The sequence below is a fragment of the Flectobacillus major DSM 103 genome (genome assembly GCF_000427405.1).
Taxonomy (GTDB): Bacteria; Bacteroidota; Bacteroidia; order Cytophagales; family Spirosomataceae; genus Flectobacillus; species Flectobacillus major.
Genome location: NZ_ATXY01000001.1, coordinates 1 through 11935, shown reverse-complemented (window position 1 = coordinate 11935; position 11935 = coordinate 1). Strand labels below are relative to the sequence as shown.

At 38.5% G+C, this 11935-nt stretch carries 10 protein-coding genes; 2 read left to right on the top strand and 8 right to left on the bottom strand.

Annotated features, from left to right (window positions below; all coding sequences use genetic code 11):
* Nucleotides 1-10 precede the first annotated feature (10 nt).
* Nucleotides 11-2515: an N-6 DNA methylase gene (locus tag FLEMA_RS66990; protein ID WP_218918507.1), complete on the bottom strand. Its 2505-nt coding sequence runs from the start codon at nt 2513-2515 to the stop codon at nt 11-13.
* A gap of 193 nt (nt 2516-2708) precedes the next feature.
* Here FLEMA_RS66990 and FLEMA_RS0100050 point away from each other — a divergent pair, with 193 nt between their 5' ends.
* Nucleotides 2709-3503: an N-6 DNA methylase gene (locus FLEMA_RS0100050; protein WP_026993691.1), complete on the top strand. Its 795-nt coding sequence runs from the start codon at nt 2709-2711 to the stop codon at nt 3501-3503.
* A gap of 4 nt (nt 3504-3507) precedes the next feature.
* Here the strand turns inward: FLEMA_RS0100050 and FLEMA_RS0100045 are convergent, their stop codons facing one another.
* Nucleotides 3508-4605: a relaxase/mobilization nuclease domain-containing protein gene (locus FLEMA_RS0100045; protein ID WP_026993690.1), complete on the bottom strand. Its 1098-nt coding sequence runs from the start codon at nt 4603-4605 to the stop codon at nt 3508-3510.
* Nucleotides 4602-4955 carry a plasmid mobilization protein gene (locus tag FLEMA_RS66985; protein WP_052353882.1) on the bottom strand — a complete coding sequence of 118 codons (354 nt, stop codon included), beginning with the start codon at nt 4953-4955 and terminating at the stop codon, nt 4602-4604. The genes FLEMA_RS0100045 and FLEMA_RS66985 overlap by 4 nt, the downstream gene beginning before the upstream one ends.
* A gap of 662 nt (nt 4956-5617) precedes the next feature.
* On the opposite strand from FLEMA_RS66985, the gene FLEMA_RS66980 reads away from it, so the two are divergent.
* Nucleotides 5618-7441 carry a type IV secretory system conjugative DNA transfer family protein gene (locus FLEMA_RS66980; RefSeq protein ID WP_044170275.1) on the top strand — a complete coding sequence of 608 codons (1824 nt, stop codon included), beginning with the start codon at nt 5618-5620 and terminating at the stop codon, nt 7439-7441.
* A gap of 48 nt (nt 7442-7489) precedes the next feature.
* Here FLEMA_RS66980 and FLEMA_RS0100025 read toward each other — a convergent pair whose 3' ends face one another.
* The 5 genes from FLEMA_RS0100025 to FLEMA_RS0100005 form a co-directional block, all read right to left on the bottom strand.
* Nucleotides 7490-8548 (bottom strand): DUF8464 domain-containing protein, encoded by a 1059-nt coding sequence (locus FLEMA_RS0100025; RefSeq protein ID WP_026993689.1) that lies wholly within the window; start codon nt 8546-8548, stop codon nt 7490-7492.
* Between the two features lie 358 nt (nt 8549-8906).
* Nucleotides 8907-9827, bottom strand: coding sequence for a replication protein RepA (locus tag FLEMA_RS0100020; RefSeq protein ID WP_026993688.1), 921 nt, complete (start codon nt 9825-9827; stop codon nt 8907-8909).
* 91 nt (nt 9828-9918) lie between these two features.
* Nucleotides 9919-10200 (bottom strand): hypothetical protein, encoded by a 282-nt coding sequence (locus tag FLEMA_RS0100015; protein WP_026993687.1) that lies wholly within the window; start codon nt 10198-10200, stop codon nt 9919-9921.
* Between the two features lie 19 nt (nt 10201-10219).
* Nucleotides 10220-10882 (bottom strand): AAA family ATPase, encoded by a 663-nt coding sequence (locus FLEMA_RS0100010; protein WP_026993686.1) that lies wholly within the window; start codon nt 10880-10882, stop codon nt 10220-10222.
* A gap of 200 nt (nt 10883-11082) precedes the next feature.
* The gene (locus tag FLEMA_RS0100005) at nt 11083-11733 is read right to left on the bottom strand and encodes a recombinase family protein (RefSeq protein ID WP_026993685.1); all 651 of its coding nucleotides are present in this window, start codon (nt 11731-11733) and stop codon (nt 11083-11085) included.
* Nucleotides 11734-11935 lie beyond the last annotated feature (202 nt).

The window sequence follows — 11935 nt, the reverse complement described above, 5'->3', positions numbered from 1 at the left end:
CTGGCTACTTTTATACATTCGTTACTTTCTTCTCTATATAGTTTGTTAGTTTTTCATACTCTAATTTCTTGATGAAGTTTTCCATGTATTTAAAATCAGGGCGTCCATTTTCGTCTATTGGTAAAAGTATTTTTTCTCTCTTTATTCTTTGGTCGTTAATCTCTCGATTGAAACTATACTTTTCGCTTAATCTCTTTATTACACTTGCTATATAAAGATAGATGAATTCGTTAAAGTCATCGTTTTGAAGTTTTGTAACGTGGTCACTTGCCACAAACTCAAATGGTTGAAAGAACGTAGCGCCAACACTTCCACTATTTGCTATCGTTAGACAGTTTTTAAATATTCTTACGTTCTCACTGTTGCTTACAAAACCATCAATACCGTTATTCATTGCTGATGAAGATACATACGGCATTTTTCCTTTTTTATGGTCAAGTTTTTTAAGACGTTTACCTCTTTGGACTTTGGTAAATATCTCTTTCAAATAAAATTCACCGTAGGCTTTTTTATCTAAATCTTCTACTTCCTCAAAATCTTTTACTATCTCTAGTCTTTTACTATCAAACAAATATTCTTTACCTTGTAAAATCATGTTAAATTCAAAAGTAAGATAGTCTGCTATGGTCTTTTCAAATTCTTCCTTTGTAGGATTTTCATCATTAAAGAAGTAAAAAGAGTGTAACCATTCATCTTCTGGCTCTATAGTTGTATTTACGCAAAACATTGTTTCCGCTTCAATACGGTCAAACCATACATCAAGTAAATGCTGTCTTTTGTCTATGGCATCTATTGTTTCTACAAGTCCACGGTGTTTTTGAACTTCAAATCCGTCTTTCTCAAAGTTGATAAACTTTACTTTTTTTTCCTTATAATGTGGCACTCCTGCCGTAAATAATGCAATACAAGGGTTTGTCCCAACTCCATAAAAAGAATTACTATTGAGGGTTATAACTCCCTCTAAGGTATGATGCTTTAAAATATTTGCTTTAATAGCTTGCTCTTCTAATGTTTTTCCTGTCATTGAAGATTGCGGAACGATTACAATTACTTTTCCATCCTGTACTATAGAATTTAGTAAATGCTCTGTAAAATTTATCTCATATAAGCTAGGGTCGTTTTTACTCCCCATAGAATAAGGTGGATTCATCATCCCAACTGTACAACCTTTCTCTTGTAACTGAGAAGGGTTGCATTTCAAAAAGTCTTCTTGTTCGAGGTTGCTTTTTCCATCACCACGCAAAATCATATTTGTGGTTGAAATTGTAAACATATAAGGTTGTAATTCTAAACCATGCAACTGGTTTTTCCTAATTTTTCGCTGTGTTTCTGGGTTATCCGTTTTCTGTAACATATCGTGCATACCAGCAATAAGAAAACCTGCTGTACCACAACATGGGTCTAAAATAGAGTCTGTAACTTTTAGGTCTGCTAACTCACAAAATAATTCTGTAATATGTTTTGGCGTAAGCACAATACCTAATGATTGTCCGTCACCACCAGAATAGGACATAAATTCTCCATAAAATCTACCTAAATAATCTTCGGCAGAATGTATGTATTTAATATTTTTGTAGATGTTTTCGTATAAAAACTCTGTAAAATGCTTTAGTGGGCTTTTCTTTAAATTATCATTAACCTCGTTAATTACCTTGGTGTCTTTAATCACTAAAAACTGACTTAGTAATTTATCTTTTTTTACTTGGGGAGAAACATTAGCTCTCTTTAAGTTTTTCTCAATGGCTTCATAAATTTTTTCTCCATCGGTATTGGTTTGGTCTCCTACGAGACTTTCAATACTGAAACCTTTATGCTCCATTTCTCGCAATGCTAAAAGAATACCTGAAACTACAAGCGGCTTATCTTTATCTTGAATGCTTCCATAGTTCCTTAAATCTTCGTGTAGGGCTCTTGCATCCTTTAAGATTTCTTCGGTAGTTTTTTCTTCGGGTGTTTTTTCTTTAAGTATGCTTTTAGTATAGTATTCATCTATATTTTTTTCATTGAAAAGTGTGAAAGTTTCAACATCGTCAAGTTCTTTATACCCGCCTCTTTCGTCAATAAAAACAGGCGTTATTCTGTGGCGTTTTTCGTTACCTGACACTCCAAAAGCTATGATTTTTTTATAAGAAGTATTTTTAGCCAAATGTTTGCCATAGAATAAAGCACCATTTACTGCATAATTTTTTACGCTTGCAACTTGGGTGCAAATTACATTTTTCTCATTTCGCTTTGTGTGTAGTGAAACATCTGATTTATTCTCTATAATTAAAATAAAATCTTTAACTACTCCGCAGTACTCTGGAAAACCAACGTTTCCAGAACCTGCTTTTGATGCCGACTTTAGAGCGTTATTTATTTCCGTAATGTTGCTACCTTGTGGGTGTAAGTCTATATTTGCCTCTTTGAGCATTTCATAAACCCACAAATCTGTAAGCACTTCTTTTTTAGCCATTAATTTTTCTTTATTAGTTAAAGTATTGCTGTTTAATCCATTTTTAGCGGCTTGCTTCATCGCTGCGGTTCTGACCACTTGTAAAACTCTTTACTGGTAATAACAGTCATATCGCCTTTCTATTATAGCTCTAAACCCTAATGATATGGTGTATTAAAAAAAATAAAAGTGCAAAATACGGCGATTTTTTAAGATTTGCATTACCAATAGATAATATGGTATTCAACCTTTAAATAAATTAAAAAGGTGTTCTATGCAAGATATGGTCGCAGCTATCAATCAACTTTCGTACCGTCACAGTACTTCAAAGATATATTCTGATTTCGTTGAAGTATCAGCGATTGCTTTTAGCAATACCGTTGATAAAAAGCACTTTGAGGAAAGAGAAAAACGCTATTTTGATATTATAAATCAATATACAAAAGAGGAGCTTAATATATTCCCTCAGCTCTTGGGTATGCTTGTAAAGCATTTAACCAATGCTCCCAAAGATGTATTAGGGGATATGTTCCATGAATTGGAATTACACAATGAACGAAAAGGGCAATTTTTCACCCCGTTTCCTCTTTGTCAGATGATGGCCAAATTGACAATAGGAGATAATCCGCAAAGTATAATCGACCAAAAAGGCTTTATAACGGTTTCTGAGCCGTCTTGCGGTACTGGGGCTATGGTCATAGCAGCCGCAACAGAATTACAGTCTCAGGGTATCAATTATCAGCAAAACCTCTATGTTTCGGCCACAGATTTAGATGTAACCTGTGTTCATGCTGCCTATGTTCAATTTTCGCTCCTGAATATCCCTGCAACGCTTATTCATGGCGACACACTAACCCTAAAGGAATATAGCCAATGGTACACCCCCGCCCATATATTAGGCTTCTGGGGGCAAAAAATAGAACGAAGTCAAAACCAAGAAATCTTGAAAGAATTTATATCAAACTCCCCTGCTCCAGAAGCTGCAAAACCAGAAATAAAGCCCAAAGACACCATTCCAGAACGGCCAAAAAATCAAAAGAACGTAGGAACTCAGCTTAATATATTTTAGAAATTCACCTTCTGTTTCTATTCCTTTCTCTGCTAAAATCTTTCATGTTTTCATTGGCCGCTTGCAGCCTTTTTTCAAAACTTGAAAGCTCTTTCCCTGTAGCATCTTGTTTATTCTCGGCTGCTTTTTCTACAACCTTAGCTTTCCCGCTTTCTTGACTATTTTCCCTAAATGCTTTTAACCGCTGCTCGAATTTCTCTTGTTTTGTCAGTTCTTTGGGTTTTTCCTGTTCTTGTTCTCGCAGTATATCTTGGAAATTTTCGGCCGCTTGTTCAGCTCGCTTTTTAGCCTTGTCTGTATTTTCTCTTTCAGCCGCATTTATAAGCCCTTCCCGTCTGGCTTTCTCGTTCTGTGTATTGCTCCGTTTTTCATGTCCTCCGATGGTCTGGGCGTTTGGTAATTCAACGCCTGCAAGTTTCTGGCGAACATCTTTTGTTTTGGCTTTATCAATTTGTCGGACTAAATCGCTTTTTAAGCCGTCAGGATGCACAAGGCAAAAGTCCCGTTTCCCTCCCTTCTCTGTGATATAATCTTTGCCTACTTGGTAGCCTTTTTCTTTCAGCTTATTTATAAACTCATGCCCTGTTTTCGCTTCATTGTAACACTGGGTGACTTCTTCTTTTATTTCTTTCGGGGTCAATGTTTTCGCATGGCCTAAAACTTTTTCTATCTCGTTCTGGGCTTCAAGGTGTTTATCATAATTCTTTGAATCTGTTATTAGTTTTCCGTCTCTCTCCCTCTGCCAAACTACGTGCATATGCTGCCGTTTTTGTCCGTCTTCACCTATTTTTTCATGGATGACAGAAACCCGATTTTGTCCTGTAAGCCCTAACTTTTCCTCGGTTATTTCAAGCGATTTTAACCAATCTTCACGGCTCATATTTTGCCCAATCTCTGGGTTTAGGCTCGCATGGTACAAGCCTAATTTCCCCTTGGTCAGCTCTGCTGCAAGGCTCATTTCCAAGATGGCTTTTTTAGGGTCTCGGCTGGTCGTGCCTTTCACCTCGAAAAGCTCAACCATTTCATTTTCTTTCTTGTAATTATCGAAAAGATATTTCCCCAATTGCCCGCCGTTCTGTCTGCTTTTTCCTTTAATAATCATGTCTCTTTATCGGTTAATGTCTGGCGTAAACTATCCCCGATTTCTTCCAGTTGCTTTAGACCGTAGGCGATAATCGCCATGTCCTGCGGTCGTCCTCTGTTGACGCTTCGGGCAATCTGGTTGATGTTGCCGCCGATTTTTCCAAGCTCGCCCAGAATACGAATTAGCGTCTCCCGTTCGGGGGTCGCTTTTTTGCGTCTGGGGGTTTTGGACAAAATCACCTTGCGGCAATAATCCGAAAGGTCGAAACCTTCGGACAGCTCAAGCAATTTAGCATAGTCCTTTTCCGTCAAACGGAATCGGACGTAGTGGGTCAATTGCTCGGTCGGGGGTTTGCGTGGTCGTGCCATAGTATCTCTTAAAAAGCTGGTGGGGGTCAAGGGGGAGGGTGCAACGCTTCCCCCTTGCAAGGCGTGTGTGTTAGAAAAATCCGTAGGGTTTTTGTGACACAACACATGACTTGCGGAACCAAAAAAACAATTATCTCCTGATTCCTACTGCAAATATAATGCGTGCTATAATTAGTCATAAGTCGCTAAGCAGTTTAGTGGCAAAGAATTTTTCAAAAGGGATTTATCATGCTTGAAAATATTACTGAACAATTACAGATACTTAAAGAAATTATAGAGCTAATTCTTTGGTTTAGCCGTCTTCCTTTCATCAAATTTCTTTACAAAAAAACTTGCAAGTTTTTTAACCAGACGGTAAAATAAAAAAAGCCAGAGAAGGGCAAGACTCCTCTGGCTCAAATACAGGGCGGTTGCCGCCGTCCTGCATTTAATGCTCAACCGTCAGTTTAGACGATTTTAAGAACTGCAAGCAGTCCTAAAATCACTGCGATAATCGCTAAGTAATTAAGCATTGTATCACCTCCTTTCAATTTGATTGGTGGTGATGCTCTGCGTCTTACCCGCTCAAGGGCATCAAAAAAAATTGTAGCAAAGCGGGCAAAATTTGCAAGCCGTTTAAGGGATTATTTGTATTATTAAGTGAAAAATAAACCCCATGCAAAATGATACCTAAGCAAGAAAACTATCAAAAATTATCGGACGATTTTTTCGACGATTTAAAGCAATTATTCCGCTCTGAACCTGACCCGCAAAAGCCTATTTTAAGGGTAATATTTTTAGTCGGGTCGCTCCTGTGCATCACGTCTTTCGGGGCTTTGGCTGGATTCGCATTCGCCTATAAAAAGCTGAAGCTGAAGGAAAAAGGGGTTCACCCATTTTTGCATGATAAGCCGAGGATTGTATATGCTGCCATGATTGCGGGCGGCATTTTGTCTATCGTAGCTCCGCTATTGATTGCCATGTTTGGGGCATTATTTTTTGATGGATATAGTGAAACCTCTATGGCTGTTAAAGCTGCAACTACTTGGCTATTTGTAAACTTAATGGCTACGTTTATTATTTTTGGTTTTTTCAGAACGTGGCAAGTGTCAATTTTAAATTATCTCAATGAATTAAAGAGATACGGAACGGCAAGATTTGCGACCCGTGAGGAAACTAAACCATATCAAACACACTGGGGCGGGCTGTATATCGGGGATTATCATTATTACAATCAGGCGGGACACATTTTAACCGTAGCTGGCACAAGAGGGGGGAAAGGCGTTAATCTGATTGTTCCTAATCTGCTAAAAACTGGGATGTTTGAGGGGTCTTTTGTCGTGGTTGACCCAAAGGGGGAAATTGCAGCCGTGACGGCAAGGGCACAGGCTGGGAAAGGTCGGAAAGTCGTTATTTTGAATCCGTGGGATTTATTGGGGGAAAGGCTGGGAGCTGCTCAACAATACAATCCGCTGGACTTGCTGAAAATGGATTTAATGAATTTGTCCGATGATGTGCAGCTCATAGCGGAAACGATTGTTCCTTCCAATTCATCAGGCGATGACGACCACTTTAACAATCGGGCAAGGTCGATAATTTCGGGGCTGCTGCTGCACCTGGTCACAACAGATACAATCCAGGACGACGAGCGACACCTGGGCACGCTCTGGCACTGGCTCAGGCTCAGTTCTGAGGATTGGGATAATTTGCTTGTCAGCATGTCAAAAAATCAAAATGAAAATGCGGGCGATATGGTTGAGGCTGCGGCTCTTGAGATTTTGGCGTTAATGGAAAAAGGGGAAAAAGAATATACTTCTGTCATGTCAACGGCTCAAAAATGGACGGATTTTTTAAAATCGCCCGCTCTTAGAAATTCGCTGAAATCGACCAAAGACTTTAAATCATCAGATTTGACCGACGGGAACACAACGGTTTATATCATCATTCCTGCGGATAGGCTAAAAACCCATTTCCAGTGGCTTAGGCTGTTGGTTTCGTCGTTGATGCGTTCCGTTGTCAGGAATCCAAATAAAGACGTTTGCTTCCTGCTCGATGAATTTTACGCTCTGGGCTATCTGTCAGAAATTGAGGTGGCTTTGGGAAGCTATGCGGGTTACGGGGTGCATATCTGGGCGATACTCCAGAATCTTGTCCAGCTTAATGACCAGTACGGGAATAATTGGGAAAATTTTATCTCCAGTTGTGCGGTGAAACATTTTTTCAATATCTCGGATAATTTCACCGCTGAATATGTGTCAAAGATGTTTGGTGAGCTGTCCTATCCCGTTTACGGAGCTATCGGAACAGAAACGGGGGTAACTGCTCGCCCACTGGTCAATATTGACGAATTAAGGCGGCTTTCATCAAATACGATTTTTACAATCGTGGATAATTTGCATCCCGCAAAGTTTGACAAAGTGCCATATTTCACGATGCCAGAATTTGAAGAGGGGAGGGATTACGATAAAAACCCTTATATCAACCGCAAAAAGTTTTCTTCAAAATAGAATAATTAGCTCCTTTAAACTAACCGTTTTATACAGCAAACGGTTAGTTTAAATCTTGTGCTTTAAATATTGGCTAAACTCAGGACTAAATTTGGCCAATAGTTCATCTGGTTTATTCTTCTTCGCTTGTAAGGCCTCGTTTAGGTCTTTATATCCCTCGTAATAATGCCACCCTGTAAGCACGTCTCTATCAGTTAATTCTAAAAATTTTCTCGATGCTTCTTGTCCTGCTTCGTCAAGCTGAGTAAATAAAATCAATGGTGAAAAGTGGGTTTCACTTTGTTTTATTGCTTCAAGCCCTCTATTGGCCAATGTCGCACCATTTAGAATAAGATAGTTTGCATTGCTTGAGTTCGTCTTTTTGAAAACAGTCAAATAAGAAACGAAATCTAAAAAGCTCTCAAAAACATAGGTTTTTGTAGGCTTTGGCTCACCCTCTACCGATTTAGCGGAATAAAAAGTTAAATCTTTTTTGCCAATACAGGCTTTAAATCCAGTGTTTCCAAATTTCGCCCGAACTTCAAAACCTCCTGAATTATTGCGAAAGCCTACGCCAAACCATTTTTTTTCTGGCTGCCTTGAAGGTGAAAACCCAATAGTTGACAGATAAGGTGCCGCAATTTCTGGGTCAATTCCTCTATCAACCAAATACTGTGCAAGTGGTGTGTATTTACGGAAACGGTTAGACGTTTGCCATATTTCAAATGGTTTTTCAAAATTCAAAATATGACCCGTAGGCTGTTCTTCGGCTTCTGGCTTTTTAAATACCCTTTCCTGCCTGTTTTCCGCCCGCTGAGTGGCTTGTTTTGGTGTATTAGCTACCAACCTACCAGAAAACGCCCGAAGCTCACGCAAAGCCCCTGAAACGTCTTTTTCAGGTAATTTATAATATCGCAAAGCAAAATCAATAATATTCCCGCCATTGGTCAATCCATCCCCAAAATCAAACCAAGCTGTACGGCTTGACGATAACTTGAAACTGGGTGTGTCATCATCCCTGAATGGTGAATTATACCATAATTCACCATTCACCTCTTTTGCGGGTTCATAGCCTAACCAGCTCAAAAGTTCGTCTAACGGTATTTGTTTTGCTTGGGCAATATTCATGTGATTTACTCGCTAAAAATCTTAGTACAAAACAGATAGAAAAAAAAGAAAATAATACAAACTAAATACTTAGTTTTCGCCCCCTATTTTAATTTTTCTAAGTCCATTTTACCTAATTATAAAAAAGGCTTGCTGTTGAAAAGAAAAAACGAGCATTTCCAAACACTTAGTTATTTTTTTCTTTTCAACAGTCTTTTTTTGCCAATAATAGGCTTTTTTTTATTAGTATATATTATTAGTTTCTCCTACCAAGTTACGGTACTTTTTCCTACCAAGTTACGGTTGATAACTCTAAATTCTCCTACCAAGTTACGGTTAATAACTTAAAAGTTATTAACGCTTTTCAACAGCCTGTGACCTATTTCGGTAATTCAAATTTATAGCTTGGGGCGATAGGGCTGGGGCTATTTCTGAACGTCCATCCGTTTTTGTTACATTCCATTTTTGCATCCTGATAAGCCAATTTAACAAGCTCTGCGGTTGCTCTCATTTTGGCCTTAAAATTATCCATTCGGTCTATTTCTCCCCCAAACATTTCTTTCATCGTCACCCATGAAAGGAAAAGCGGTTTATTAAGATGATGTAACCTGTATGCGAGAAAACAATAAAAATCTATTGCCCTTGCATTCCCTGACAAAATGCGAAGATGTTCAAGAGATAATGGTAAAGGGTGTTTTTGCAATTCATCCCAATAATCTAAACTTAGCGTAATATTTCTATCCCATAATAAAAGCTGATTGGGTTGGGTTCTTGGGAATAAATCAAAACCCTTTACAATAGCCATCTGGCCATGTGTTTGGCCGCCTGTTTCATTCATATAATCAACACTTATCAATGATGCGGAAAGACGGGCAAGTTGATTACGGGCTTGGTTAATTTGATTCCCCCCATCTGTAAGCCCCATTTTCAATAGAAATGTACTTAGGCTATTGGCGTTGATTTCTATTTTATTACTCCCCTGCTGCAATGCTAAAGCATTTATAACACTTAACAGTAAACGAGGTTTTGGGCCGAACGGTAGGCCCAGATATTCGTTTTTCTCGGTATTCCTGTTCCTGATTGGGAGTTGAGTTATAGACAGTTCATAATTACCGCTTTTGTGAACAAAACTTTCTGTCGGGTCTAATTTCAAATCCCTGCGGGGAAAAAAAACATGAGCTAATGCAGCAGGTAAATAAACCTGCTCTCTATCGTCTCTTTCAGTGTAAAAGCTCTCCATGATAAGTCTATGGCGGCTTTCAGCATATTTTGAGGGCTTATTGTCGTTGTCTTCGCTCATTTTTCAAACCTAATTTACAACTATTTTTGCAACCAATTATACAACCGTTTTCACAATCAATTTAGTTGCAAAATTGGTTGTGAACAGGCATTTAGCTCTGCTTCTCTATTCTATCTAATATAGCCTCTAACATAAATTCTTGCATTGATTGGCGGCCTCTTTTAGGCATTTTGCTTATAGCTTCCCTAATCTTAGCAAGCTCACTTTCGTAAATCCTGAGAGTAAAAGATTTCAATTTATCTTCTTCCTGAGCGGGTTCTGCTTTAGTGACAGTTGAACCTCCTTTATTTATCATTTCAACCATTGCCTTATCATCTATGTTCGATGATGCTGGAGGAAGGGCTAACTTTGCTTTTTTCTTTGTAATTGCCATATCATGTACCTATTCTAAATTACTTCTGTTTTTTGTTTTTCAGGGCTTTTTCAATTCCTTTCCAAAGCTCTTTAAATTCTGTGACTGCTTTCTCGTCTAAGGGTCTTAATTCAATAATCCCTAAACCCTCTGCTGCTGCATTTCCAAAAGCAATGCGATTTCCCAATGGGGTATCTAAGAATATAAGTTTGTCGGAACTTTTCAAAAGCTCTGCCGCATCGTCCTTATGGTTTCCTCTTGAATCCGCTTTATTGATAAATGTAAAAGACAGTAAAGAAGGATTAAAAGGAAGGACTTCATTTAAAAGGGCATTCACTTTGTTTAATGTCCAAATATCAAAAGAACGGGCGGCAAATGGGAACAGTGCAACATGAGACACTGTTAATGCTGAACGCTGATTGACGGTATCACGGCCACCAACATCTATGATAATATCATCATATTTCTCTGATAAACGCTTCACCTGACCGTTTAAATCACTTCCTGTTATTTTGACAGCGGTATAATCTAAAACCCCTTCTAAGGCTTGATTTCTGAATGCTGTAAAATCAGTTGCAGATTCTTGGTCATCTGCATCGACCAAAAGAACATCTCTCTTTTTGCTCGCAAGGAAAACTGCTAAATTCGTGGCAATGGTTGTTTTACCACTACCTCCCTTTATTCCGCCTATTGTGTAAATCATTTTGAATACTCCTTCTTTGAATTTGACTGTAAATATAAGTACTATATCACAACTATTTTTGCAACTGTTTTTAAAACTTATTTTACAACCGATTAAAGATGTAAATATGGTTGCGTGAATGATTGTTAAAACAGTTGTAAATGTAGCTTTAAGCTTATAAAAACAAAAGGGTTATAATGATTTTTAATTAAAATAATACCTTAACGTTTTTCTATTCGTTTTAGTAATCTGTGAACCGTTGAATTATGCCACTTGCCACCCATTCGAGCGGGCAATATTGAACGGTCATTAAGTTCGGCACAGATAGCCCTTTCAGTAGTATATCCTTCTGCTTTTAGCTGTTCAATAATTGGCCTCATCTGATTGGCAAATTCTTTGGCCGTGTGCTTATTTTGATGGCTCAAGACTTCTCGGCCATTCTTGCCTAAAATGACACCTCGCCTTTTTGCAGCCTGTAAAGCCTCCTTTATACGGGTGCTTATTTGTTCCCGCTCATACTGGGCAAAAGCTGCGGTAATGTGTAATACTAAATCGGTAGCGTGGGGATTATCCACTGCTACAAACTGAACCTTACTTTCCATGAGATTAGCAATAAAGGCCACGTTTCGGCCTAATCGGTCGAGCTTTGCGATTATCAAGACAGCCTTCAATCGCTTGCATTCATTCAGGGCTTTTAAAAGCTCTGGGCGGTTGTCCTTTCGTCCGCTCTCTACCTCTGTATGCTCGCTTATAACATGGTACTCATTGGCCGTTGTATAAACCCGTACCGCTTCTTTCTGGGCTTCGATACCTAAGCCGCTTTTTCCTTGCCGCTCTGTCGATACTCGATAATACGCTATGGCTTTTTTCATATCTGTAATTTGTATTCAATTGTTAAATCAACTATATTTGGGTAATAGGTGTAGAACTATTTACCAAATAACTCAGGCGATTTTCGCTTGAGTTATTTTTTTATACCCTTATTCGCTCACATATTAACAGATGTTTATATATGAGCAAAGAGAATAAAAAGAAAGCCCCAAAGGGTAGGGGCTTTATATCATTTTTACTTAT

Excerpts from the sequence above, each read along its gene's own strand:
- FLEMA_RS0100045 (WP_026993690.1), bottom strand. The coding sequence starts at position 4,605 with ATGATTATTAAAGGAAAAAGCAGACAGAACGGCGGGCAATTGGGGAAA.
- FLEMA_RS66980 (WP_044170275.1), top strand. The coding sequence starts at position 5,618 with ATGATACCTAAGCAAGAAAACTATCAAAAATTATCGGACGATTTTTTC.
- FLEMA_RS66985 (WP_052353882.1), bottom strand. The coding sequence starts at position 4,955 with ATGGCACGACCACGCAAACCCCCGACCGAGCAATTGACCCACTACGTC.
- FLEMA_RS66990 (WP_218918507.1), bottom strand. The coding sequence starts at position 2,515 with ATGAAGCAAGCCGCTAAAAATGGATTAAACAGCAATACTTTAACTAAT.
- FLEMA_RS0100050 (WP_026993691.1), top strand. The coding sequence starts at position 2,709 with ATGCAAGATATGGTCGCAGCTATCAATCAACTTTCGTACCGTCACAGT.
- FLEMA_RS0100025 (WP_026993689.1), bottom strand. The coding sequence starts at position 8,548 with ATGAATATTGCCCAAGCAAAACAAATACCGTTAGACGAACTTTTGAGC.
- FLEMA_RS0100020 (WP_026993688.1), bottom strand. The coding sequence starts at position 9,827 with ATGAGCGAAGACAACGACAATAAGCCCTCAAAATATGCTGAAAGCCGC.
- FLEMA_RS0100010 (WP_026993686.1), bottom strand. The coding sequence starts at position 10,882 with ATGATTTACACAATAGGCGGAATAAAGGGAGGTAGTGGTAAAACAACC.
- FLEMA_RS0100005 (WP_026993685.1), bottom strand. The coding sequence starts at position 11,733 with ATGAAAAAAGCCATAGCGTATTATCGAGTATCGACAGAGCGGCAAGGA.
- FLEMA_RS0100015 (WP_026993687.1), bottom strand. The coding sequence starts at position 10,200 with ATGGCAATTACAAAGAAAAAAGCAAAGTTAGCCCTTCCTCCAGCATCA.